The organism is Streptomyces sp. NPDC056452 (genome assembly GCF_042796085.1).
GTDB lineage: Bacteria > Actinomycetota > Actinomycetes > Streptomycetales > Streptomycetaceae > Streptomyces.
In genome coordinates this window covers 45,003-68,927 of the sequence record NZ_JBHTRI010000036.1, presented here as the reverse complement: position 1 = coordinate 68,927, position 23,925 = coordinate 45,003, and the positions used below count along the sequence as shown (strand labels likewise).

General features: G+C 69.9%; 24 protein-coding genes. 7 read left to right on the top strand and 17 right to left on the bottom strand.

The genetic code is table 11. The features are described from left to right. Position 1 precedes the first annotated feature (1 nt). From ACFQ6X_RS29335 to ACFQ6X_RS29310, 6 genes are read right to left on the bottom strand one after another with little or no spacing between them, the layout of a single operon-like run. Positions 2-805, bottom strand: coding sequence for a class I SAM-dependent DNA methyltransferase (locus ACFQ6X_RS29335; protein WP_383185780.1), 804 nt, complete (start codon positions 803-805; stop codon positions 2-4). After that, a complete protein-coding gene (locus ACFQ6X_RS29330; RefSeq protein WP_383185778.1) occupies positions 802-2,076 on the bottom strand; it encodes an MFS transporter in 1,275 nt (424 codons plus the stop codon). The genes ACFQ6X_RS29335 and ACFQ6X_RS29330 overlap by 4 nt, the downstream gene beginning before the upstream one ends. After that, on the bottom strand, positions 2,073-3,149 hold the full coding sequence (locus ACFQ6X_RS29325) for a dipeptide epimerase (RefSeq protein ID WP_383185776.1): 1,077 nt from the start codon (positions 3,147-3,149) through the stop codon (positions 2,073-2,075). The genes ACFQ6X_RS29330 and ACFQ6X_RS29325 overlap by 4 nt, the downstream gene beginning before the upstream one ends. Further along, positions 3,146-4,231 (bottom strand): PLP-dependent cysteine synthase family protein, encoded by a 1,086-nt coding sequence (locus tag ACFQ6X_RS29320; protein WP_383185774.1) that lies wholly within the window; start codon positions 4,229-4,231, stop codon positions 3,146-3,148. The genes ACFQ6X_RS29325 and ACFQ6X_RS29320 overlap by 4 nt, the downstream gene beginning before the upstream one ends. Beyond that, the gene (locus ACFQ6X_RS29315; protein ID WP_383185772.1) at positions 4,228-5,112 is read right to left on the bottom strand and encodes a Rossmann-like domain-containing protein; all 885 of its coding nucleotides are present in this window, start codon (positions 5,110-5,112) and stop codon (positions 4,228-4,230) included. The genes ACFQ6X_RS29320 and ACFQ6X_RS29315 overlap by 4 nt, the downstream gene beginning before the upstream one ends. Next, positions 5,109-6,365 carry an ATP-grasp domain-containing protein gene (locus tag ACFQ6X_RS29310; RefSeq protein WP_383185770.1) on the bottom strand — a complete coding sequence of 419 codons (1,257 nt, stop codon included), beginning with the start codon at positions 6,363-6,365 and terminating at the stop codon, positions 5,109-5,111. The genes ACFQ6X_RS29315 and ACFQ6X_RS29310 overlap by 4 nt, the downstream gene beginning before the upstream one ends. Before the next feature lie 274 nt (positions 6,366-6,639). Here ACFQ6X_RS29310 and ACFQ6X_RS29305 point away from each other — a divergent pair, with 274 nt between their 5' ends. From ACFQ6X_RS29305 to ACFQ6X_RS29275, 7 genes are all read left to right on the top strand, one after another. Beyond that, complete coding sequence (locus ACFQ6X_RS29305; protein WP_383185768.1) at positions 6,640-7,113, top strand: DUF5709 domain-containing protein; 474 nt, start codon at positions 6,640-6,642, stop codon at positions 7,111-7,113. Between the two features lie 64 nt (positions 7,114-7,177). Further along, positions 7,178-8,620 (top strand): NADP-dependent phosphogluconate dehydrogenase, encoded by a 1,443-nt coding sequence (gene gndA / locus ACFQ6X_RS29300; RefSeq protein WP_383185766.1) that lies wholly within the window; start codon positions 7,178-7,180, stop codon positions 8,618-8,620. A 101-nt stretch (positions 8,621-8,721) separates the two neighbouring features. Further along, a complete protein-coding gene (locus tag ACFQ6X_RS29295) occupies positions 8,722-9,792 on the top strand; it encodes a Dyp-type peroxidase (RefSeq protein WP_383185765.1) in 1,071 nt (356 codons plus the stop codon). Next, positions 9,792-10,589: a family 1 encapsulin nanocompartment shell protein gene (locus ACFQ6X_RS29290; RefSeq protein ID WP_383185799.1), complete on the top strand. Its 798-nt coding sequence runs from the start codon at positions 9,792-9,794 to the stop codon at positions 10,587-10,589. The genes ACFQ6X_RS29295 and ACFQ6X_RS29290 overlap by 1 nt, the downstream gene beginning before the upstream one ends. A gap of 71 nt (positions 10,590-10,660) precedes the next feature. Further along, positions 10,661-12,052: a diaminopimelate decarboxylase gene (locus ACFQ6X_RS29285; protein WP_383185763.1), complete on the top strand. Its 1,392-nt coding sequence runs from the start codon at positions 10,661-10,663 to the stop codon at positions 12,050-12,052. Positions 12,053-12,085: 33 nt separating this feature from the next. Beyond that, positions 12,086-12,568, top strand: a complete 483-nt coding sequence (locus ACFQ6X_RS29280; RefSeq protein ID WP_383185761.1) for a MarR family winged helix-turn-helix transcriptional regulator — start codon at positions 12,086-12,088, stop codon at positions 12,566-12,568. Continuing rightward, positions 12,565-12,999, top strand: coding sequence for a hypothetical protein (locus ACFQ6X_RS29275; RefSeq protein WP_383185760.1), 435 nt, complete (start codon positions 12,565-12,567; stop codon positions 12,997-12,999). Before ACFQ6X_RS29280 ends, ACFQ6X_RS29275 begins: the two co-directional genes overlap by 4 nt. 338 nt (positions 13,000-13,337) lie before the next feature. On the opposite strand, the gene ACFQ6X_RS29270 is transcribed toward ACFQ6X_RS29275, so the two are convergent. From ACFQ6X_RS29270 to ACFQ6X_RS29220, 11 genes are all read right to left on the bottom strand, one after another. Further along, a complete protein-coding gene (locus tag ACFQ6X_RS29270; protein ID WP_383185758.1) occupies positions 13,338-13,694 on the bottom strand; it encodes a GNAT family N-acetyltransferase in 357 nt (118 codons plus the stop codon). A 47-nt stretch (positions 13,695-13,741) separates the two neighbouring features. Continuing rightward, the gene (gene panD / locus ACFQ6X_RS29265; protein ID WP_383185756.1) at positions 13,742-14,167 is read right to left on the bottom strand and encodes an aspartate 1-decarboxylase; all 426 of its coding nucleotides are present in this window, start codon (positions 14,165-14,167) and stop codon (positions 13,742-13,744) included. A 169-nt stretch (positions 14,168-14,336) separates the two neighbouring features. Further along, positions 14,337-15,320 carry a terpene synthase family protein gene (locus tag ACFQ6X_RS29260; RefSeq protein WP_383185754.1) on the bottom strand — a complete coding sequence of 328 codons (984 nt, stop codon included), beginning with the start codon at positions 15,318-15,320 and terminating at the stop codon, positions 14,337-14,339. Next, on the bottom strand, positions 15,317-16,678 hold the full coding sequence (locus ACFQ6X_RS29255; RefSeq protein WP_383185752.1) for a cytochrome P450: 1,362 nt from the start codon (positions 16,676-16,678) through the stop codon (positions 15,317-15,319). Before ACFQ6X_RS29255 ends, ACFQ6X_RS29260 begins: the two co-directional genes overlap by 4 nt. Positions 16,679-16,734: 56 nt before the next feature. After that, a complete protein-coding gene (locus ACFQ6X_RS29250) occupies positions 16,735-18,297 on the bottom strand; it encodes a prenyltransferase/squalene oxidase repeat-containing protein (RefSeq protein WP_383185751.1) in 1,563 nt (520 codons plus the stop codon). 53 nt (positions 18,298-18,350) lie between these two features. Then, positions 18,351-19,427: a polyprenyl synthetase family protein gene (locus tag ACFQ6X_RS29245; RefSeq protein ID WP_383185749.1), complete on the bottom strand. Its 1,077-nt coding sequence runs from the start codon at positions 19,425-19,427 to the stop codon at positions 18,351-18,353. 142 nt (positions 19,428-19,569) lie between these two features. Beyond that, on the bottom strand, positions 19,570-20,880 hold the full coding sequence (locus tag ACFQ6X_RS29240) for a cytochrome P450 (protein WP_383185748.1): 1,311 nt from the start codon (positions 20,878-20,880) through the stop codon (positions 19,570-19,572). Continuing rightward, complete coding sequence (locus ACFQ6X_RS29235) at positions 20,877-21,434, bottom strand: ATP/GTP-binding protein (protein ID WP_383185798.1); 558 nt, start codon at positions 21,432-21,434, stop codon at positions 20,877-20,879. Before ACFQ6X_RS29235 ends, ACFQ6X_RS29240 begins: the two co-directional genes overlap by 4 nt. 40 nt (positions 21,435-21,474) lie before the next feature. Continuing rightward, positions 21,475-21,846 (bottom strand): DUF742 domain-containing protein, encoded by a 372-nt coding sequence (locus ACFQ6X_RS29230; protein WP_329205137.1) that lies wholly within the window; start codon positions 21,844-21,846, stop codon positions 21,475-21,477. Continuing rightward, positions 21,843-22,271: a roadblock/LC7 domain-containing protein gene (locus tag ACFQ6X_RS29225; RefSeq protein ID WP_329205139.1), complete on the bottom strand. Its 429-nt coding sequence runs from the start codon at positions 22,269-22,271 to the stop codon at positions 21,843-21,845. Before ACFQ6X_RS29225 ends, ACFQ6X_RS29230 begins: the two co-directional genes overlap by 4 nt. Further along, a complete protein-coding gene (locus ACFQ6X_RS29220) occupies positions 22,268-23,647 on the bottom strand; it encodes a sensor histidine kinase (RefSeq protein WP_383185746.1) in 1,380 nt (459 codons plus the stop codon). Before ACFQ6X_RS29220 ends, ACFQ6X_RS29225 begins: the two co-directional genes overlap by 4 nt. Positions 23,648-23,925: the final 278 nt, after the last annotated feature.

The following is a 23,925-nucleotide window of genomic DNA, read 5'->3' as shown; positions in this document are numbered from 1 at the left end:
CTCAGGCGGTGCGGCGGGCCACGACGTGGAGGCGGTCACCCTCGGCCGTGCGTCCGGGGCCGTCGCCCGGCCGCCAGGCCGGTTCGGTGCGCGGCCCGGGACCGTCGTGCAGGGCAAGGACCTCGAAGCCGTGGGCGGTAAGGAAGTGGCTCAGTTCCTGGGGGAACAGCAGCCTCCATGCGGAGTGCTCCTCGACGGGCGGTGTGCCGTCGTCCGTGCTCCACGTGCGGGTACGCCGCAGGAGTTGGGCCGTGCGGTCCACGTCCAGGACGGTGCTTGAGCGGTAGGTGGTGCCGTGCCAGGTGAATTGCGCGACGGCAGGCCCGGCGGATGGTTCGTTCCGGCCGAGGAAGTACGCGCCGTTGCGCATCTCCGCGACCAGCAGGCCACCGGGCGCCAGGGCGCTTCGGCAGGACGTCAGGAAGCCGTCGAGCTGTTCGTTCGTGTGGCAGTACAGCAGCGAACTGTCCAGGCATACCGCGGCGTCGAAGGCCCGCCGGCCGAGATCGAATCCGCTCAGGTCGGCGCGTGCGTAGACCGGTCCGGGATGGTGGACACGGGCGTGGTCGAGCATCGTGGCGGAGAGGTCGACCGCCGTGACGTGGCGTCCGGCACGGTGGAGGTGGGCGGCGTCGCGTCCGGTGCCGCAGCCCAGGTCCAGGACCTCCGGGCCTGCCCCGTACCGACGCAGGCAGTCCTCGGCCCATCGGCCGGCGAGCCGGCCGGGGTCCGGGAACCGGGCCTCGTACAGCGCGGGACGGTCGGTGAGCAGGTTCCCCGCCTCTTCGCTCCCCATGTGCTTCATGCCGTCACCGGTACGGGTGCCGGGTGCGCCACGGGAAGGGTGCCGGTGCGGTGGAGCCATGCCACACCCCCTGCGGATACGAGGCCGAGCACGAGGCAGCAGACCCAGGGCAGCAGGCCGGCGGCGCTCCCCGCCCCACCGCGCCCGGCCGCGTCCATCGCCCAGCCGACGGCCGCGTTTCCGACTGCCGCGGCGATGCCGGACACCGCGTAGAAGATCCCGAAGTACGTTCCCGTCAGCTCGGGCCGCCCGAAGCCGGGGATCAGTTCCATGACGAACGGCTGCGCGGTCATGATCCCGAGATGGAGCAGGAGCGCTCCGGCCAGCACGGGCAGGGCGCGCAGGACGGCGTCCGTGGGACCGCTGGGCGCTGCTCCGGTCCCGGCCAGTGCCATCGGCGGTACGAAGGCGAGGGCCATGAGGGCAAGACCGGTGGCTATCCAGCGGCCCCTGCTGCCGCGCTGCTTCAGTACGCGGGTGATGCGGAGCTGCAGGGCGAGGCCGGCGAGCGTACCGACGAGGAGGACAAGACCAGCAGCACCGTCCCAGCCGGTGGCCCGGCGCGCGCTGTCGGGCAGCAGCAGATAGAGCTGGTTCTCCAGGGTGAACATGCCGACCATGACCAGGGCGAAGGCGAGGAAGGCGCGGTTGCCTACGGCCTCCCGCCAGTCGGCGGTGACGCTGCTCGTGGCCGGTGGCACGTCGCGGGCGGGGAGAACCATGGCCTGGGCGACGGTGAGCAGGACGAATATCGCGGCGGCGGTGAGAGCGGAGGCCCGGAAGTCGACGAGGAGCAGGGCGCTGCCCAGGAGCGGTCCCAGCAGGGCGCCCGTGGTCGCGAAGACGTTGAAGAGCGCGAAGGCCTCGGCCCGGCGCTCCCCCGCCTCCTGGGAGAGGTAGGTGCGGACGGCGGGGTTGAACAGGGCTCCTGCCACCCCACTGAGTACCGAAGCTGCGAGGAGGACGGGCAGTCCGTCGCCGAGGGCGAACAGGGCGAAGCCGACGGTGCGTATCGCGCAGCCGGCGATGATGACGCCGCGCGCCCCCAGCCGGTCGGCGGCCGACCCGCCGATGAGGAAGAGGCCCTGCTGGCTGAGGTTGCGGACACCGAGGACGATGCCGACGACGGCCGCGGACATACCCAGGTTGTCGCCGAGGTGGACGGCGAGGAAGGGGATGAGCAGGTAGAAGCCCGTGTTGACCCCGAGTTGGTTGACGAGGAGGAGCCGGATGGCGAGCGGGAAGCTGCGGATCTCGTGCCAGGTCCTCATGACGCCGTCTCCTCGGACACCCCGTGCTCCACGGCGGTGCGCTGTCGCACGCCGAGCCCCGGCCGGCCGGTCGTTCCCACAAAGCCGTCGGTGCCGCCGATGCCGGTCCAGGGGTCGTGGGCGAGCAGCAGGTGCCCGTCGAGGTCGATCCAGCGGGCACGGTCGGCGATATGGACCGCCGGGGCGATCCCGAGGGTGCTGGCGGTCAGACAGCCGAGCATCAGGTCCGTGCCGCTGCCCTCGATCAGGGTGGCGATCCGCAGTGCGGCGTGGACTCCCCCGCACTTGGCGAGTTTGACGTTGATTCCGTGGACGCGTCCGGCGAGCCTCCGGGCGTCCTCGTAGGTGACCGCGTCCTCGTCGGCGATGACGGGCAGCGGGGACCGGGCCGCGAGTCGCGCCAGGGCCTCCGGGTCGCCGGGGGCGAGCGGCTGCTCCACGGCCTCGATGCCGAGTTCCGCGAACCGGGGCAGGAGCCTGCGGGCCTGGCCCGCGGACCAGGCGCCGTTCGGATCGAGGAGGAGCCGTGCACCGGGGGCTGCCGCACGGACGGCCCGTACGCGGTCCAGATCGGTTTCCTGGTCCCGGTCGCCCGCCTTGATCTTGATGACGGAGAACCCGGCGTCGGCGAGCAGGCGGGCCCTGGCTGCCGCCCGGCCCGGCGAGGTGAGGGAGATCGTGCGGGCGGTGGCGGCCCTCGGTGCTTCGGGGGAACCGAGGAACCCGTGTACGGAGGTGGCGGTGCGCTTGCCGACCAGGTCGAGGAGCGCCGCTTCCGTTGCTGCGGTCACCGCGGCGGGGGTCTCCGGGGTGGTGAGCTCACCGACGCGTAGCGCGTGCAGGGCGGTCTCAGGTCCGGAGAAGCGTGTGAGCCGCCCCGCCATGTCGGCCAACAGCCGTTGCAGAGCCGGGGTGTCGAGGCCGTAGAAGACGCTGGTGACGGCCTCGCCGTGACCGCGCAGACCTTCGTGCTCGACGGTCAGCCGCACGGCGTCGCGCGAGGTCATGGTCGAGCGCGAGATGCGCAGCGGTTCCGCGAGGACGAGCCGGCCGGTGTGCTGGGTGACGTTCACCGCTGCCTCTCCAGGTGTTCGGCGAGGGGATCGGTGACGGTGGTGCACCTGGCCCATCCGGTGTTCTGGGCGGCGCGCGGGTGCGGGATCTCGACGGGTTCGGTGGCCGCGAGGTCCGGGGCGATCCCGTGGGCGGTCGTGAAGTCGTCGTCGTAGACGCTTCCGAGGTAGCGGTGGGGTCCGTCGGGGAAGACGGTGGCGACGGCCGCGCCCGGATGGGTGCGGGCGGCCCACGCGGCGACGCGTGCGACGGCGCCGGTGCTCCAGCCGCCGCTGACGAAGTTGCCCCGGGCGAGGCGCCGGCAGGCGTCGGCGGCCTCGGCCGGACCGATCCAGTGGACCTCGTCGAAGACGTCGTACGCCACGTTGCGCGGAAGGATGCTGCTGCCGAGCCCGCGCATCAGGCGGGGTGCCGCGGACTGCCCGAAGATCGTGGAGCCGGTGGAGTCGACGGCGATCATGCGCAGGGCGGGCCAGTGCCTGCGCAGCGGTCCGGCGATCCCGGCACTGTGCCCGCCGGTGCCGACGCTGCACACGAGGATGTCCAGGTGGTCGAGCTGCGTGGCCAGTTCGGCGGCGAGGGAGGCGTAACCGGCAGTGTTGTCGGGGTTGTTGTACTGGTCGGGCCAGTACGCATCGGGCAGTCGGCCGAGCAGGTCGTGCAGTCGTTCCAGGCGGGCGCCCTGCCAGCCGCCCCGTTCCGCGGGACGGTCGACGAGCTCCAGCCGGGCGCCGTAGGCGCGTAGCAACTGCCGCATGGACGGTTCGAGTTCACTGTCGCCGACGAGGACGACGGGGTGGCCGAGCGCCTGCCCGGCGAAGGCGAGACCTATACCGAGGGTGCCGGAGGTGGACTCCACCACGGGTGCTCCGGGGCGCAGTTCGCCGCGTTCCTCGGCTCCGAGGAGCATCGACACCGCGGCCCGTGCCTTCATACCGCCGACGGCGTGCCCTTCGAGCTTGGCCCAGAAGCCGGGGTGGGGCGCCGGGAGACCTGTCGTGATCCTGGCCAGCGGGGTGCGGCCGAGGAGTGCGAGGAGTTCGCGGTGGGGAGCGAGGGCCTGCGGTGCTGCTGTGGTCACAGAGTGCCTCCGTCGTCCGCCGGGTGGTCGTGTTCGGTACCGGGGCCGACATCGCCCGCCCGGTAGCGGTGGACGGTGCCGGGTCCGCCGTCGAGCCAGAAGAAGGGGTACGGCTCCGCGCAGACCGCGGCCACTCCGGCGCCGAGGAAGCGGGGCAGCACCGCGCTCCCTGTCTGGGCGAACATGACGAGGGGCTTGCCGTGGTCCAGGGCGTGCCGACGCAGCGGATCGAAGGTTCCGTTGCCGAGCGTCATGCCGGAGGCCAGCACGGCGTCGCAGCGTGCGACTCCGTCCATGGCGTCGGTGGCGACGGTTTCGCCCCATTCGGTGGTGCCGCCCTTCAGGTCGCACGGCAGGACGGTGAGGCCCCGTGTGCGCAGTTCGGCCAGCAGGGAGTTGACGACGCCGACCACGAGGACGGTGCCGCCGGGTGCGACGGCCAGCAGGTCGACGACGGCCTTCGCCCGCGCACGGGAGCGCTCGATCGACGTCCCGGCGGGTACGGCCACGGCGTGCGCACCGTCCGCCCGGGTGTGGGGCAGGACGTCCATCAGGTAGGCGTCCAGCGCCGCGACCCGTACCGGCAGCAGCGGATGGGCGAGGAGGCCGGCCACGTCCGCACCGGCGCACTCGTCGACCGTCCCGGCAGGGAGCGCGCCGGGTTCGACGGAGCACGAGCCGACGGCCCGGCCGAGCCGGAGGCTGAGCACCTCGTTGCGGTACCCGCCGCGCCGCCCGTCGTGCCGTACGGCCTGGGACGTCGTGAAGGCCACGGCGATCCGGCGGGTACGGGGATCCGGACCCAGTTCCCCGGCCAGTGCGCGGTGCACGAGCACGTCGAAGGTGAGGGTCTCGGCCTCGGTGGGAGGGGTCCTCGTCATGACCGCACCAGCCGGGGGCGCAGGCCCGCGAGCAGCGACTCGACGCGTTCACGGGCACCGAGTCCTACGGTGTCGCCCGCCATGACGTGGCCCAGGTAGGCGTTGTTGCTGTCCACCGCCTCGACCGTCCGTCCCGGCTCGGCGAGCTGGACCTCGAGCACTCCGTCGGCGTCGCGCATCCCGGCGGCGCCCTCGACGGAGGCGAGCGTGCCCGTGGTGTCAGGGACCAGGAATCCGATGGCGGCGCTGCGCAGTCCGGTGTCGCGCCGAAGGAGATCGGGCCGGCGGCCGAGCGCCACGTCGACACAGGCGGCGGCGAGGTCGATGCCGGTGACGTGACGTACGAGTTCGGTGATGCGGTTTCCCGCGGGGCGCGGGTTGACCTCCACGACGCGCGGCCCGTCGGCGGTCAGTTTGATCTCGGTGTGCGCCACGACGTCGTCGAGTCCGAGTGCGGCTCCGGCGCGTACGGCGGTGTCCGCGACGGCGGCGATCCCGTCGGGCGTGAGGTCGGCGGGGAACATGTGACCGGTCTCAACGAAGGCCGGCGCACCGCCGACGCTCTTGTCGGTCACCCCGACGACATGGACGGTGCCGTCGTACGTCACGGTCTCGACGCTGACTTCGGGGCCCCGGAGGAACTCCTCGAGGAGGATGTGGGCCGTGCGGCGCTGTCCACGGGCGTTGACGGGGAACGCTTCCAGGGCACGGCAGGCCGCGGCCAGTTGTGCCGCGTCGTCCACCCGCCGGACGAGCATGCCCGCGCACAGGTCCACCGGCTTGACCACCAGCGGGTAGCCGATGTCCCGCGCGGCCACGTCCGCGGCGACCGCGTTCTCGCAGACCGCGAACCGGGGTCCCGGGACACCTGCGTCGGCCAGGATCCGGCGGGTGGCGTCCTTGCGGCAGGCGTTCTCCATCGCGACAGGTGCCGGACCCCGCAGACCGAGCCGGGCCGCGATACGGGCGGCCGCGGGCAGGTAGTAGTCGCAGGAGGTGATCACCCCGTCGAAGGGGAGGGCTCCGTGCAGCCGCTCGGCCAGCGGAAGCAGCGCGCCGAGGTCATTGGTCGGTGCGGTGACGACGTTCCGTGCGGTGAGCAGCGGATGGGCCGTGCCCTCGGGTGCGGAGCGGAGGTAATGCTGCAGGTCGCGGGTGAGGAAGGTGAAGTGATGCCCACCCTCACCCAGAGCCCGCGGCAGCAGCCTGCTCATCGATCCGACCCAGCTCTCGACCACCAACAGGTGAGCCACGAGCTCCCCCTTCTCACAGTGCCGTTGGGAATGGCGGGCAGGCAGATCTCACCCCTGCACGGGGGCTGCCCTGTCCGACGCTTCACACGCTATCGATAATCGTTTTCATTGTCATCTAAGACTTCGTCACGCCCTTCCGTGCACCGCTTCCGTTGCGGTGCGCCCTCGACCGGAGTGGAATTGCGTACAGGGACCCGGAACGGGCGCGACGAACCCCGGCGCCCCGCGGACGCGGCGGCAGCCCCACCCACCCCCGGATCGAAAGGAAGACACCATGAGCGACACCGACCGGGGGGACGACGTCTACCAGCCCCAGGAACCGGAAGCCTCCGACCCCGACGACCTGCTCGATGTGGAGGACACCCTGGACACCACAGGGGTCACCGACGTCCTCGACGAGGGGTACACACCGCCCGAGCGGCCGTGGGCGGTGAACGACGAAGGCACCACCGCGACGGAAGGACACACGGGCCAGTCCCTCGACACCCGTCTGACCAGGGAGGTTCCCGAGGTCTCCGAAGACGGCGACGGGCCGGGAGATCTGGCCGACGGTGACGGCGAGCTCTACGACACGGAAGTGGGCACCGACCGCGCCGGCCGCCTCACCCAGGGTGGCGACGGCCACGTCCCGGCCACCCTCACCGCCCAGGACGTCGGCATCGACGGTGCGGCGGCATCGGCCGAGGAAGCGGCGATGCACGTGATTCCCGAGGAGGAGGACCTCCTGGGCGAGGAGACCGCCCGCTGAACACCCACCCGCCGAAACCCGTATCCCTGACCGGCATCCCCGAACAGATTGCAGGAGCACCCACATGAGCGGCACTGCGCAGATCGGCGTCACAGGACTCGCGGTGATGGGCCGCAACCTCGCCCGTAACTTCGCCCGCAACGGCTTCACCGTCGCCGTGCACAACCGCACCACCGCGAAGACCGACGCCCTCGTCGAGGAGTTCGGCCAGGAGGGCACGTTCGTCGCCGCGCACACCCCACAGGAGTTCGTCGCCGCCCTGGAGCGCCCCCGCCGCCTGGTGATCATGGTCAAGGCGGGTGAGCCGACCGACGCCGTGATCAAGGAGTTCGCCCCGCTCCTGGAGGACGGCGACGTCATCATCGACGGCGGCAACGCCCACTTCGAGGACACCCGGCGCCGCGAGAAGGAGCTGCGCGAACGCGGGATCCACTTCGTCGGCGTGGGCATCTCCGGCGGCGAGGAGGGCGCGCTGAACGGGCCGAGCATCATGCCGGGCGGTTCCGAGGAGTCCTACGCGTCCCTGGGACCGATGCTGGAGAAGATCGCCGCCAAGGCGAAGGACGGCTCACCGTGCACCACCCACATCGGGCCGGACGCCGCCGGGCACTTCGTGAAAATGGTCCACAACGGCATCGAGTACGCGGACATGCAGCTCATCGCTGAGGCGTACGACCTGTTGCGGTCCGTCGCGGGCTACTCCCCCGCCCGGATCGCCGAGACTTTCCGCAGCTGGAACACCGGGCGCCTCGACTCCTACCTGATCGAGATCACGGCCGAGGTGCTCGCCCACACGGACGAGGCGACGGGGCGGCCCTTCGTCGACATCGTGCAGGACCGGGCGGAGCAGAAGGGCACCGGCCGCTGGACCGTGCAGATCGCGCTCGACCTGGGTGTGCCGGTGTCCGGGATCGCGGAGGCCGTCTTCGCCCGCTCCCTGTCGGGCCACGCCGATCTGCGTGAGGCGGCCCGTGGTCTGCCGGGACCTTCCGCCACCGCACTGGACGAGGCGGACGCGGCGGCCTTCGCCGACCGGGTCGAGCAGGCGCTGTACGCATCGAAGATCGTCTCGTACACGCAGGGCTTCCACCAGATCAGGGCGGGCAGCGACGCCTACGGCTGGGACATCGACCTCGGGGCGGTGTCGGCGATCTGGCGGGCCGGGTGCATCATCCGCGCCGCGTTCCTGGACCGGATCCGGGCCGCGTACGACACCCGCCCCGACCTGCTGAGCCTGCTCTCCGACAAGCAGTTCGCCGAGGAGATCGGCGCGGCACAGGACGACTGGCGCTCGGTGGTCGCCGAGGCCGTACGCCAGGGTGTGCCGACCCCCGGTTTCGCCGCGGCTCTCTCGTACTACGACGGGCTCCGCGCCGACCGGCTGCCGGCGGCGCTCACCCAGGGCCAGCGGGACTTCTTCGGGGCCCACACCTACCGGCGCACGGACCGCGAGGGCTCGTTCCACACGCTCTGGGGCGGCGACAGGTCGGAGACCGCCACCGGCTGACAGGAGCGGTGTCTTCGCCCGGCCGGACCGCCCGGGGTGCGGCCGGGACGGGGCTGTGGATAAGTGGCAGGGAGCCCTGCCACCACCCACGGAGTGCGCGCATGCCCGAGGCCGTCCCGGATCCCGTCGCCGTCCAGCCCGTCGTCACGCCGCTGACCAGCGCCGCGCTGGTCCTGGTCGCCACGATCGAGCCGGGGGGCGAGTCCGCGGTGCGCGAGGTGCTGCCCGATCTCGCCGCCTTCGCCCGCTCGATCGGCTTCCGGGTGCCGAGCGCCGGGCTGGCGTGCGTGACGGGTTTCGGCTCGGACGCCTGGGACCGGCTGTTCTCGGGTCCCAGGCCGGCCGCTCTGCATCCGTTCCAGGAGTTGCGGGGTCCGCGGCATCATGCTCCGGCCACCCCCGGCGATCTGCTGTTCCACGTCCGGGCGGAACAGATGGACGTCTGCTACGAGTGGGCGTCCCAGCTGCTCAGCAGGCTGGGCGGCGCGGTGAAGGTCGTCGACGAGGTCCACGGGTTCCGCTACTTCGACCACCGGGATCTGCTCGGCTTCGTCGACGGTACGGAGAACCCCGTGGGCAAGGACGCCCTGACCGCGGCCCTGGTCGGCGACGGCGATCCCGACTTCGCGGGCGGCAGCTACATCATCGTGCAGAAGTACCTCCACGACCTCACCGGCTGGAACGGTCTCAGCACCGAGCAGCAGGAACGGATCATCGGCCGCACCAGGTTCAGTGACATCGAGCTCGCCGACGACGTCAAGCCCGCCGACTCCCACGTCGCGCTGAACACCATCACCGATCCGGACGGCACCGAACACGACATCCTGCGCGCCAACATGCCGTTCGGCAGCTTCGAACAGGGCGAATTCGGCACGTACTTCATCGGGTACGCCGCCGATCCCGGGGTGACCGAGCAGATGCTCCGCAACATGTTCCTCGGCAGCCCGCCCGGCACTCACGACCGCATCCTCGACTTCTCCACGGCCGTCACCGGCACGCTCTTCCACGCCCCCAGCGCCGATTTCCTCGACGCCCCTCCGCCGTTGCCCGCCCCCGCCGGTTCCGAGGCCCTGCCGGAGCCGGCGTCCGCGCCGGTGCCGCAGTCCCCGTCCGCCGCCGCGGTCCGTGACGGTTCGCTGCGCATCGGCAGCCTGCAAGAAAGCTCCCCATGATGAACAACCTCCACCGCGAACTGGCCCCCGTCACCGGCGCCGCCTGGGACCAGATCGAAGAAGAAGCCCGGCGCACCTTCAGCCGCCATGTCGCCGGCCGTCGTGTGGTGGACGTCCAGGACCCGGCAGGTCCCGGTCTGGCGGCCATCGGCGACGGGCACCTGCGCGACATCGACCCGCCCACCCCCGACGTGATCGCCCGCGCCCGTACGTCCACGCCCGTCATCGAGTGGCGGGTGCCGTTCACGGTGACCCGCGCGGCCGTCGACGACGTGGAACGCGGCTCGGAGGACAGCGACTGGCAGCCCGTCAAGGACGCGGCCCGCACCTGTGCGTTCGCCGAGGACATGGCCGTCATCGACGGGTACGCGGCGGCCGGCATCACGGGCCTGCGGGACGGTTCCTCGCACACCCCTCTCGCGCTTCCCGCCGACGCCCGGGACTACCCGGCCGCCGTGAGCCAGGCACTGACCCGGCTGCGGCTGGCCGGTGTCGACGGGCCGTACCGGCTGCTCCTCGGCGCCGACGCGTTCACCGAAGCCACCGAGACCTCCGACCACGGCTATCCGGTGGCCACCCATCTGGCCCGGGTGCTCGACGAACCGATCCTGTGGGCGCCCGCGGTCAAGGGCGGGGTGCTGCTGTCCACCCGCGGCGGCGACTTCGAACTGTGTCTGGGCCAGGATCTGTCCATCGGCTACCTGGACCACGACGCCACGGACATCCGGCTCTACTTCCATCAGGCCTTCACCTTCCGGATGCTGACGCCCGAGGCAGTGATCGGGCTCATCGCCTGACGCGCGTGCCCGGGACCGGCGGCCGGGAGCAATCGCGTGCCCAGGGCCTGCGCAGGACCGACACTGGCCGTATGACGTCGACGACTCCCGTGAGCGAAACGGATTCCCTGCGCACCCCGTCCTCCACCAGGTTCACCGAGACGATCCGCCGGGCGGTCGCCGACGGTCTGCTCAGCGAGGAACAGCCCGTCGCGGGCTTCCTCGACGCGGACGGCGTGCGCGACTCCGTCGCCGCGCTGCACGACGCGTTCGCGGCCGTCCCCGGGGTACGGGTGCTGCACACCTTCGCGGCCAAGGCCGCGTCCCTGGTCCCCGTACTGCGGTTGCTCGCCGACTGCGGCATGGGGTGCGAGGTGGCGAGCCCCGGCGAGCTGAGGCTCGCCGTCGAGGCGGGATTCGCCCCGGCGAAGATCGTCCTCGACTCGCCCGCCAAGACCCGCGACGAACTCCGGCTGGCCCTGTACCTCGGCGTCGCCGTGAACGCCGACAGCTTCTCCGAGCTCCGCCGCATCGGGGAACTGCGTTCGACCGGATCGGCGTCCGTGATCGGGCTGCGGATCAATCCGCAGGTGGGAGGTGGTTCCATCGGGGCGATGAGCACAGCCACCCCCACATCGAAGTTCGGTGTCGCCCTGGGTGATCCGGGCGTCCGCAAGCAGGTGGTCGAGGCGTTTGCCGAGCGCCCCTGGCTGACCCGGCTGCACGCCCATGTCGGCTCGCAGGGCTGCCCGCTCGAACTCATCGCGGAGGGGATCGCCGAGACCTACCGGCTCGCCGAGGAGATCAACGAGTCGGTGGGCACCCAGCAGATCACCGGCATCGACATCGGCGGCGGGCTGCCCGTCAACTTCGACGACGACGACGTCCGCCCGTCCTTCACCGACTACGTCGCGGCGCTCCGCGCGGAGGTCCCGGGCCTGTTCGACGGCCGGTATGCCCTGGTCACCGAGTTCGGCAGGTCCCTGCTCGCCAAGAACGGCTTCATCGGGGCGCGCGTCGAGTACACGAAGGACGCGGGCGGACGCCGTATCGCACTCACCCACGCGGGGGCGCAGATCGCCACCCGTACGGTCTTCATGCCCGACGCCTGGCCGCTGCGGGTCGGCGCCTTCGACGCCGAGGGCCGCCCCCGGACCGGGCCGCCGATGGTCCAGGACGTGGCGGGGCCCTGCTGCTTCGCCGGAGACGTCGTGGCCCACGCCCGGGAACTGCCCGAACTGCGGGAGGGCGACTTCGTGGTCCTGTACGACACCGGGGCGTACTACTTCTCGACCCACTGGGCCTACAACAGCCTGCCCCGCCCCGCCGTGTACGGCTTCGTCGACGACCCGGGCGGAGGCGGTGTGCGCTTCGCTCCGGTCCGGGACGCGCAGTCGCTGGACTCGGTGGCGGCGGAGAGCGGGCTGGGCCACGCAGCCGCGCTGGTGGGCCTGAGCGCGGGAGCGACCCATGAAAAACAGTAGCCATGTACATAATATCTATGTACCGTATTTCTCATGAGCAGCACACCCTCCAACAGCACTCCCGAAGGGCCGACACCCGGGTTTCTCGTCTGGCGCCTCTCCATGAAGTGGCGCGTAGCCGTGGACAGGGCGCTGGCTCCACTGGGCCTCACGCACGCGCAGTACTCGCTGGTGGGATCGCTCCACGGCATGCAGCGGTCCGGCGTACGCCCCAGCCAGCGCCGCCTCGCGGACCACACAGGCCTCGAACCCCTGTACGTCTCCAAGCTGGCCCGCTCCCTGGAAACGGCCGGCCTGGTGGAGCGCACACCCGACCCTGCCGACACCCGGGCGGTCCAGCTGGCCCTCACGGACGAGGGCAGCGCGGTCGCACTGCGAGCGGTCGAGGTGGTCCGGGAGCTCATGGACCGGCTGCTGGCACCGCTGGGCGGGCCGGCCGGATCGGAGGCGGAAGCGTTCACCCGGACGCTGACAGCACTGCTGGACGAGCCGAACACTTCCAAGGAGCAGCCATGACCAGCACCATCACCGTCAACGGCCAGATCATCGGCAGGGCCCACTACGCCACGCGAGCCGTGCTCGAACGTGTCCTGGCCCGGTCCGGAATCACGTTCCACCAGGCGGTGGCGCTCAACGCGACCGCCGACGACGGCGGCGCGACGGAGCGCCACCGGCTCACCGACCGTATGACCGGCACCCTCAAGGTCGACGCGGACACGGCTACAGCTGCGATCGACACGCTCATCGCGTCCGGGCTCCTCGCGGACACCGGCTCCCGCCTGGCACTCACGACGAGCGGCAGCGCTCTCCAGCACGACATCCGGACCGGGACAGCCGAGATCACCGCCGGTCTCTACGCGGACCTGTCCGCCGAGGACCTGGCCACGGCCGGGCGCGTCCTGGCCACGGTCACGGAGCGGGCCGACGCGGTACTGGCCGCCGGGTGACGCGGCGCCCGCGGCTCATCCCGCGGGCTGCGGCGAGGGCTCCGGCTCGGGCACGGGCTCCGGGTTCGGGCTCGGCGGCGCCGGAATCGGATCCGGAGCCGGACCGGGCGGTACGGGACCCGGCCGCACGGGCGGCGGCGAAGGCACCGGCGTCGGTGGCCCCGGCACGGGCGGCGGCGTCGGCGCGGGCGGTACGGGGTCGGGATACGGGTGGGTCATCTCGGGCCTCCAGACTGCGGCGAAAGGCGGAGTGGATCTCATCTCCACCGTCTCCCCGTGCGGCTGCCCGCGCCTGCCGAGTCCATACGTACGGACCGTGCGACTGGAGGTCGCAGGGGTCAGAGCAGCTCGGGATGCGACTCGAGCTGCTTCCTCGCCCCTTGCACGAGCTCTTCGGGGGCCTCGGGCGCCTGCTCGGGATGACGCTGGGCCCATTTGGCGACGTACGGGCAGAGGGGGACGACGGGAACACCCTCGCGCGCGGCCATGACGTAGAACTCGGCGGCCAGGGCGCCCGCGATGCCCTTGCCCGCGTGCTCCGGCTCCACGACGGTGTGCACGGCGACGAGGGCACCGGGCTCGGGGTGCATCACGAAGTACGCGATGACCCCGATGGCCTTTCCGTCCTCGTACGCCTCCAGCCTGCCGCATTCCCGGTCGTCCCGGATCTCGACTGCGGTGTCTCCTGCTGCCATGGCGGCTACTCCCTCGATCCGGTACGGCGCGGGCGGGGCGGGTGGCGTCAGCCGTGCGCGGGAACGGCGTGCGGGCTGCGCTCGGTGCGGGTGCCCGGCACCGGCGCCGAGGCATCCGTGCCCAGAGCGACCACGCGGTTGTCGGCGTCGACGTGCACGATGCTCGGCGTGAGCGCACGGGCCTCCGCGTCGTCGACCTGGGCGTAGCTGATGAGAATGACCAGATCGCCGGGGTGCACGAGGTGTGCTGCCGCCCCGTTGATCCCGATGACGCCGGAACCGCGTTCACCCTCGATGACGTACGTCTCGAGCCGGGCACCGTTGTCGATATCCACAATATGGACAAGTTCGCCGGGAAGCAGATCGGCGGCGTCCATCAGATCGGCATCAACCGTCACAGATCCGACGTAGTGCAGGTCGGCCTGGGTCACCGTGGCCCTGTGGATCTTCGACTTGAACATGGTACGCATCATCGAGGCACTCCAGAATCTAGGCTCCCTGCCTGCGTATATGCAGGTCAAGTGCGGTGCCCATACCTTACATCGAGACGCTTGTCCGGTCAGCTCCCCCAGGCTCTTCGGAACTCGTCCTGACCGCTCGTCACCGACCACGTCCCCACGCCGTCGGTGCCGGAGCGGATCGTCAGGGAGCGTAGCGGGAATGTTCGATGTGCCAGACGTAGGAGGCGGCGACGGCCTCCAGAGCCCGAGCGTGATCGGCAAGCTCTCCGACGGAACCGGTGGTGAGATCGGTGATGCGGCTGCGCAGGATGACGGCCTCGTCTTCACACATCCGGGCAGCTCGCCGGAAAGCCGTCTCGAGGTCGCAGTCGTACTCACGCATCAGTAGCGTGGGCAGGCTCAGCGGGCTCGGCCCCTCGTGGGCTGCCTCCTTCGCATAGGAAGCGACATCGTTGATCCATCCGGCGAGGTCGGCCACGGCCGACTCCAACTCCCGGACCGCCGCCGAGGAACGCTGCTGCCGGGTGAGTTCGTATCCGCGCGCTACCTCCACGGCAGCCATGACGGTGCGTACGAAGACCGTGTGGGGACGCATGGCCCGGTAGTCGCGGAGCGTGACGTGGCCGGGGGTGTGGAGGTGGTGCGCCTCCCAGAGGATTCCGAAGAGGTTGTCGCGCAGGTGGGCGGTGATCCTCAGGTACTGCGTGGGCGTGGCCCTTTCCTCGAAGCGGACCAGGAGGTCTCGCAGGGAGGCGCCGAAGACACTCGGCTCGGCGGCGGACTGTTCGTCGTGGTGTCCGGCGAGCAGCTCGATGAATTCGCCGCTTCTGCGGACCAGTCCGGCGAGGTCGTCGGCTCCCGCGGTCTCGCCGCAGGTGTCGTCGAACGCGGTCAGCCACAGGAAGAGGTCCGCGCAGAGAAAGAGGCTGCCGATGTCGGCCGTCGGGAGGGTGCGGGCGATGCCCCGGCTCGTGATGTTGCACAGCGCCCTTCGCGCGCGCGGCGAGCCGATCAGGGGATAGGTGTCGAGCCAGTCGTTGGTGTGCCGCTCGATGGCGTCCACGTGAGGGCTGATGGGGAACGGGCCCGGGAAGGAGTCGCGGAGGTCCGGCATCGGCAGTGCGGCGGGGCGCGAAGGAGACGTCTTCGAAGGGAAGTCACTCATGCCGCGGCCTCCACGACCGCGGGCTTCCTGACCTCGATGATCATGTCGAGGGAGGACGGGTGCACGGTGATCTCGGGTACCGGGCGGACCGGCTTCCCGGGAGCTGGGCGCAGTCGCCACCGGGACGCGACGAGTGCCGTGATGACGACGGCCTCGGTCAGGGAGAACTGGTCGCCGATGCACATCCTCTTGCCGACCCCGAACGGGATGAAGGCTCCTCGCGGCGGCTGGGGCCGTTCCGGCAGCCAGCGGTCGGGGTCGAAGCGCAGTGGTTCGGGAAACAGTTCTGCGTCCCGGTGCATGGCGTAGGGGCTCCACATGACGTCTGTCCCTGCCGGCAGGCGGAATTCGCCGAGTTCGACGGGCGAGATGGCCTGCCGGGTGAGGATCCAGGCGGGATTGTGCAGACGCAGTGTCTCGTCGATGAGCCTGCGGGTGAAGACGAGTTGGGGGATGTGTTCGAGGGTGATCGGTTCGCCGGCGAGCACCGAGTCGACTTCCTCGTGCAGTCGGCGCTCCAGTTCCGGATTGCGGCCCAGCTCGTGGAAGAGCCAGGCCAGGGTGACCGCGGTGGTCTCGGATCCTGCGGCGAGCAGCGCTGTGACCTCTGCCATGACCTCCGCGTCGCTCAGGTGGCCGCCGGTCTCGTCGGGGACGGTCATGAGCAGGGACACGAGGTCGTTGTGCGCGTCGGGGTTCGCCCGGTGGTCGGCGATGACGGCCGTGATCGCCTCGCGCAGTACGGCGTTGGCTGCCTGTGCCCTGCGGTTGCCGCGGGTCGGCAGCCGTTCCAGGGCCGAGATGGGCACCATGGCGTGCGTCAGCGCCGCCTTGAACACGGTGTCGACGCTGTTGAGGATCTTCTGTGCCGGTCCGGGTTCCGGGGTGGAGGAGAACAGGGCAGCCATGACGACGCCTTGGGCCATCAGCTGCATTTCGTTGCACACGTCGATGGTTCGGTGGTGGTGCCACCCCGAGATGAACGGTTCCACGGTGTCCCGCATCGCCTCGATGTAGCCCTTGACCTGTTCGCGGTGGAGGGCCGGGGACATCATGCGCCGTCGGTTCAGGTGCTGCTTCCCCTCTGCGACAGGCAGCGGGTTACCGCCGAAGAGCTTGAGCTTTTCGAAGAGCAGCCCCTTGTTGAAGTGCTGGGAATGCCGGGTGAGTACGTCGTGGAGCAACTCGTGCGAGTTGATCACCACCATCGGCTTGGGGCCGATGTTCATGCGCACGATGGGCCCGTAGGAGCGGAGTTTCTGGACGTATGCCAGCCGGTCCCTGATGAGAGGTACCGCGTGTCCTACGAGTGGCAGTCGACCCGGTGCGGTCGGCGGCAGATACTTCTCGGCGCTCAAGTGCCTGTCCTCATTGCTGGATGATTCACGGGTGTCCGTAGTGATGGTCGAGCGGCTCAGAGGTGACGGATCCGCAGCATCTCCCGCGCTGCGAGGATCTCGGCTTCGATCATCGCGGAGGGCGCGTAGAGGGTCTTGTCGTGCCACAGGGCAGGGTGTCGGGTGCCGGCGTCCCGGACGGCGTCCAAGTACGCCTCCGCACGATCGAGGGCGCGGACCTGGCCGCGTCCGGGTGTGGGAGGGGCTGTGGAGAGCAGGATCTTGACGGCGTACGCGGTCTCCTCGGCGGTACCGCCCCAGACGCCCCATGAACCGTCGTCCCGCTGGGTGTCCGCTGTCCAGGCGACGGCTCGCGCGACCGCGGCGGAGGCATGATGTCCGCCGTGCTGGGCCAGTGCGCTCACGCACCGCTCGGTGGAGTAGTACGGAGAGGCGTGCCACTTGTCGGGCCAGTGTCCTTCGGCCCTCTGCTGGCCGATCAGCCAGTCGCACAGCTTGTCCGCGCGGGGATCGTCGATGCCGTCCTCCGGGGGGAGGCGTCGCGAGCAGCCGGCCAGTGCCTGGAGTGCGTGGGCATTCGCTGTGACCGACCCGGTGTCCTCACCGATGTAGCAGTCGAAGTGGCTGCCGTTGTGGAACGCGTCGAGCGGGCCGGGCCCGTACGGTCGGCCGACCAGTGACGCCACCAGCACGGCCATGGCGGTGTCGTCGGCGTCCTTCATGAGGCCGGGTGCGCCTCGTACGCCTTCGGGATCGTAGATTTCGTCGACCCACCTGCGCATCGTGGGCAAGGTGGCGGTCGGCAGTCCGGCCCGGGCCAGCGCAGCGGCTACCCAGAGCCGTTCGAAGACACGGATCGGGGCTGCTTCGGGGAAGAGGCCGTCGTATCGATGTGCGACGGGTTCCAGGTGCGCGACAGCCTGCTTCACGGCGGCAGGTGTACGTGATGCGGCCCAGGCGGCGGTCGCGGCCGGTGAGCTCCCCAGGAGACCGTCGATGTCGGGTGTGAGAGTCCGGGGTATGTGCCCGGCTATGCCTTCGAAGGTGTGGTGGAGCTTCATGGGAAGGGCACCCGCTGCCTTGAACCGTGCGGCGACGTACGCGGGTGCTCCCTCGTGATACCCGCCCGGTGTCGCCAAGGGGTCTGCCACGGCTCCGCCGAGGCCCGGCACCTCTTCGGAGGCGAGGGCCAGGTGTTCGTTGACCTTGGAGATCAGACCGGGAACGAGGAGCTCGGCTGCGGCCGTGTCGGGCCACGGGCCGTCCGGCGGAAGGGCGCGCAGCGCGGTCAGACCTCTGGCCGCTGCGCCGGTGAGCCGGGACCTGACGTCCCCGGAGACGGTGGCCCGCCGGAGAACCGCCAAGGCGGCCTCCACCCCACTGAGTGTCGGGAGCAGACGATAGGGCTCCGGGCCTTCACCCCAACTGCCGTCGGATGCCTGCTCATCGAGCAGATATCCGACCCGTCGCGCCTCACCGGGCAGCCAGGGTGCCGCTGAGATGACACGGGCTGTCTCGTACAGGGAGGGCCGGACACTGCCCCACCTGTCCTGGTCGACCCTGGCCGCCAGATCTGCGGCCTGCTCGGGAAAGGTCGTACCGGCGTGCGCGTTGCTCATGGGGGTGATGTCCTCCTGATGGTCGGGATACATGGGGATGGGCGATGCCGCCCTTATGCCTGGCGTGTGGTCGCGGCGTCGGCGAGCCGGCGCAGGGAGGCCGTCGTGACGCCCGGGAAGGGGGCCTCGTCCAGGGCCGCGAGCGCGGTGGTCCGTCGCACGGCGATCATTTCCTCCACGCTCTCCCGGGCGCCTGTGGAGTCGAGGACGGTACGGACCTCGTGGGCCTGGTCCTCGTTGAGGTCGCTCCGGCCGACGAGGCTGCGCAGGGTGCTCAGCTCGGCGGGAGACGCTCGTTGCACCGCGAGTGCCATCAGTACGGTGCCCTTGCCGGCACGTAGGTCGTCGAGTACCGACTTGCCTGTGTCGACGGAATCACCGAAGACGCCGAGCAGGTCGTCGCGCAGCTGAAACGCTTCTCCCAAAGGGATTCCGAAGGCGGTGCACGCTTCCAGTACCGGTGGGGCGGCGCCGGCCAGTGCGGCCCCGATGTGCAGAGGGCGCTCTATCGTGTATTTCGCCGTCTTGTACCGGATGATGTGCAACGCCGTCTCGACGTCGTCGGACAGACGGCCGGTGGTCTGAAGATCCAGGAGCTGGCCGTACATGACCTCACTCCGCATTTTCGCCAGGAGCGGCCGCACCTGGGCAAGTCGGCGAGGGGCGGCCCCCGCTGTCTCCAGCAGTTCGTCGGACCACACGAGCGCCAGATCTCCGAGGAGTACGGCGGCGCCGAGGCCGTGGGCCTCGGCCCTGTCGCGGCGCCCACCGCTGTCGGTGTAGGCCGTGGCCAGCGCGCGGTGGGCGGACGGCTGCCCGCGGCGGATGTCGCTGTCGTCCATGACATCGTCGTGTATCAGGGCGAACACCTGGAAGAGTTCGAGACTGGCAGCCGCGCGTACGGCGGCCGCCGGGTCTCCTGTCGCCCCTGCCGCCTGCCATCCGTAGAGGCACAGCCGGGAACGCAGGCGCTTGCCGCCTGCCAGGAGCCTGCGGAGGGTGGACGTCAGGTGCAACAGCTCGGTACCCGGCGCCGTTCGGTCCTTGGAGTCCAGGAAGCCCGTCAGGGCGGAGCCCACCTTGTGGTGCAGAGGAGAGAGGTCAGGGAGGGCGGGAAGTATTTCCGTCATCGGTCGATCCCTTAATCGAGAGCCGTCGTGATGTTTTTCGTGCGCACAGGGGACGGGCCCGGGACAAGGACTCTCCTGGATGACGCGGTGGTGCCGGCCGCTTCTACGGACGGCACCACCGCGTCACAACGGCCGTGTGGAGCTAGGCCGATGGCCTCGACGTCGCGCTGAAGTCCGCATCCGCGGTGGCCGACCCGTCCTTGTTCCTGGGATCGACGGGACTCCGGGACCAAGGCGTTGCCCCCTTGGCGTCGGGGGTCAGCGGGGTGAACCGTGCGGGCAGCGCGGTGAGTGTCCGGTGAACGGCCCCGGCCCGGTAGGCGAGTTGGTCCTTGGGAACAGCCAGTTCGATGTCCGGCAGATAGCTGACGAGCCGTTCGATCGCCGTGGTGGCGATGAGCAGTGCCACGTCACTGGCGGGACAGGCATGTGGACCGGCTGCGAAGGCCAGGTGCGCCTTGGTACCCGAACGGTAGCCGTCCGACGGGGTGCCCGAGTGGGGACAGGTGTTCGCGGCGGCGTACGAGACCATGACGGGCGAGCCCGCGGCGATGGCGGTCCCGTGGAAGTTGATGTCCTCCTTGGGCACGTGGAAGCTGTAGTTCGCCAAGGGCGACTCGTTCCACAGCGCGTCGTTGATCGCATGCTGGATGGGCAGACTGCCCGTGGTCAGCGTGCCGAAGTAGCGCTCGTCACTCAGCATGCGCACGAGTGTGTTCGCGATGAGGTTGACCAGCGGCTCGTTACCCGCGCCGAGCGTGATCAGGATCTGGTTGGTGGCCTCTTCCTGGTTCAGGCCGTTGGGGTGGTCGATGAACCACGAGGTCAGATCCTGGCCGCGCTGGACGGACTTGGTGGCGTAGAGCGTCTGGAGGTAGGCGCCGAACGTCTGCCCCCCGGCCGCCTGCTTCTCCGGATCGCTGTCCATCATCGCCGCGAGAGCCCACACGAGCTGTGGGCCGTGTTCGTCCGGCATGCCGAACAGGGCGTTGAAGATCATCAGGGGCAGCTGCTGCGCGTACTGCCGGACGAGGTCGACGTTCCCCGTGTCGGCGAAATCCTGGAGCAGCGTGTCCGCGTACCGGCACGTCAGGGCGCGTACCTCGTGGGGGTCCAGGAGGCCGAAGCTGTCGGTGATCACACGTCGTAGGTGTGCGTGCTGCTCGCCGTCGGCGAAGAAGAGGCTCGGCCGCCACTCCACGAGGGGCCTGATCGGGCTGTCCTGCGGCACCTGGTGCAGCCAACTGCGGGTGTCCTTGGACCATGTGTCCGTGTCCCGCAGGAGTTCGACTGCGGCTTGATAGTCGGTGACCAGATGGACAACGACACCGGGGGCGACCTCGGCGACGCCGACGGGTCCCTGCCGGCGCAGCAGTTCATAGCTGCGCTGGGGGTCGGCAGCGTGCTCGGCCCCGTGGAGGGACACGGGCGCATCGGTCGGGGTGATGGTCACGAGGTTTCGGCTCCGGCTACGGCAGAGGAGATGGAATGGGCGGTAAGGGCGATGAGAGCTTCCAGGCTGCTCTTCATGTCACGTGCGTCGCAGGTGACCAGGGGGGTGGCCGGGTCGAGGTCGAGCTTCGAACGGAGCAGCTCTATCGGGTAGTCGGGTGAGTCAGGGAAGGTATTGACTGCGACTGCGTACGGCAAACCGCGCTCCTCGATGAGATCCATCACCTCGAAGGATTCGTCCAGGCGCCGGGTGTCGGCAAGGACGAGGGCTCCGAGAGCTCCGAAGGCGATGCCCTCCCACAGGGGAAGGAAGCGGCGCTGCCCCGGCGTCCCGTACAGGTACAGGACGATCTTGTTGCCCGGCAGGGTCCGGCGGCCGAAGTCGATGGCCACCGTGGTCGTGGTCTTGTTGCGCAGCCCGACGAGGCTGAGGTCGTCGGTGGTGGCGGCAGCGTCGGTCATGACCTCGTCGGTGTGCAGTGTCGGTATCTCCGACAGCGTTTGTATCGACGTCGTCTTGCCTACACCGATGGGACCGGCGACAAGAATCTTGATGCGCTTGTGCGTCCCCTCCGGCAGGTAGACCGGGCGCGGGCTAGGCGACGAGGAGTTGGCGGAGTCCACTCAGAACCTCTTCCATGACTGCTTTCGACGGACGGTCTGCGCGCAACGCGGAGAGAGCGTCCGGGACCGGGTCGCTCGCCTCTAAATGCCCCTCGCTGACGAGCTGCCCCGCGATCATGAGGCTCGCTCCGACCGGGAGCTTGAGGTAGCCGGCCACCTCGATGACGCTGAGGGAGCCGTCCAGGACAAGCTCGACCATGCGCAGTTGTATCGGTGTGTGATAAGAGGGGAGAGGAAGGCCGGTCGCACGGAGGGCTGTCAGCCTGTCGAGGCTGCCGGCCGTAGGGGCCTCGGAGCCCCCCGTTCCCAGATAGGGCGGAAGCAGCCTCCGCTCCCGACTCATGACAGGCCGTCCTGGGCGCGGGCGGGAACGGACATACTCTGCTGGCCGAGCTTCATGGCCTGGCGGGCCATGGCGCCCGCCACCACGCCCATGGGCATGTCGTCAGTGCCCGCAGCCGCGATCAGGGTGTTGTCCCCGGCCGGCATGACCATATAAATCCCGTGCTCGTTCTGCGTGGTCGCGGTGACGAGCGGTGTGTTCTCCGGCTGGCCCAGGGCCGTATTGGTGGCAGCCCGCGCGGCGGCGTAGAAGGCGGACGTCATCGCGCCTATGCCTTCCGCGTCGTCCCGCCCGAGATTCTCCGAGGTGGCCTGGACCATCCCGTCGCGGGTCATCGTCAGGGCATGCAGGACGCCCTTGATCTCGGTGATGGGTTTCAGGTACCAGGCGGCCTGATCGGGCTGGCTGTAGTTGTTGAGCGTCACGGTGTTTCCTCCGAATCGGTGGTTGCTCGGCCGCTGGCCAGCCCCTCCTGGAAGTCGTTCCAGGTGTCCTGGGCACGGCGAGGATCCTGGGGCCGGTACCGGGGAGCGACATCCTCGGTGGCGGACACCGCAACGGTGCGCCTGTTGCGCTGGGGCAGTTCCGGCGCGGCGTCAGCAGCAGCCGGGCTGCGGCTCGGCTCGGAGGAGGACGCAGGCTGGGCAGGGACGGAGCGCTTGCGGACCTGGGGTGCCGAGGCGGGCAGCGGAGCCATCGCGGAAGGAGGCTTCGCCTCCTCGTTCATCGAGGTGAGCAGGTTCGGCGGAATCGACAGCACGGCACGCACCCCTCCATAGGCGGATTGGTGGTTGATGGAGACGGAGAAGCCGTAGTCGGCCACCAGCCGGCCGACGGCGGCGAAGCCCTGCGACGGTGGGTCACCGAGCTCGGTGAGCATCACTTCCTGCTGGTCTCCCGACAGCAGGCGCGTCCCGCGGATGGTTGCCTCCGCGGTCATGCCCGTGCCCGAGTCGTCGAACGTGATGCACACGTTGCCGTTCCCGGTCTGGATCACGCTGACCTCCACCATCAGGTCGTCGCGTGAATGCTCCAGCGCATTGGCCATCAGCTCCGCACAGGCCATCGCGATGGGCTCGGCGGCACGTCCGACGACGCCGATGTCGGAGGACCGGAGCCGGGAGATGATCTGGATGCGTTCGAAGCCACGCAGTCGCGAGGAAGCGCCACCGATGATCTCGGTCACGTACGTGTCCTTGCGGACGTGTCCCGGCCAAGCCCCGTACGCCACGGCGGACTTCTGCAGGAGCCGCAGAAGCTGCTCGTTGAGGTGGTCCGCCTGGAGCAGCCTGCTCGTCAGGCTCTGCGGAGCGCTGAACTCGTGCTGCAGCTCGTCGATCTCCGTCTGCAGACGGTAGGAGAGCGCCTGCGCGTCCTGGTTCGTGCCTCGCAGGGCGGCCCGGGCAGCAGCGTCCACGCGGCGTCGTTCCTTGAGCAGACTGACCGATACGTGCTCGAGTACGGAGTCCAGGAGAAGACCGTCGTCGGAACCGGCAAAGTTCTCGTGCAGCAGGCCGGGAACGGGGTGGTGCGAACTGATCAGATTCAGTGCCAGCGCGGGCAGCCGCGCGGAGACGAGGTGACGTACCTCGTCACGGAAATCCGCTGCATAGGCTTCGACCTCGTCGGCATGGGTCTCAGCAGATTTCCTTTCCTTCGCTGCCGTCAGCGCACGCCCTTCGGCATCTCGCATACGGGATTCGAAGCCGTCGCGGGCTGATTCATATTCCTTGCCGCGCCGTATGTGTTTCTTGCGCGAGCGTGCCAGCAGCACGACGGCGACGGCCAGAAGGACTGTCACGGCGCCGAGTGCTATGGCGGATTCTGATTCCAAGGTCACGGGAGAGGGGTCCTAGGGTCGGGTTCGAGCTTCCGGGAACTTGCCCGGCGGACACGGTCACAGAAAGGCCGGCTGCCATTTCCGGATACGCCTGGAGGGACTGTCGGGCCTGTGGTCGAGCGGTTCATCCATGGGGTGTGAATGATCCGTGAAGATTGAGAAAGCGGAGGCGACCCTGCCGCTCCTCGGCCGCCGAGGTGGCGCGGAGCCGACGAAGACAGCCACAGGGGCGGCAGCGC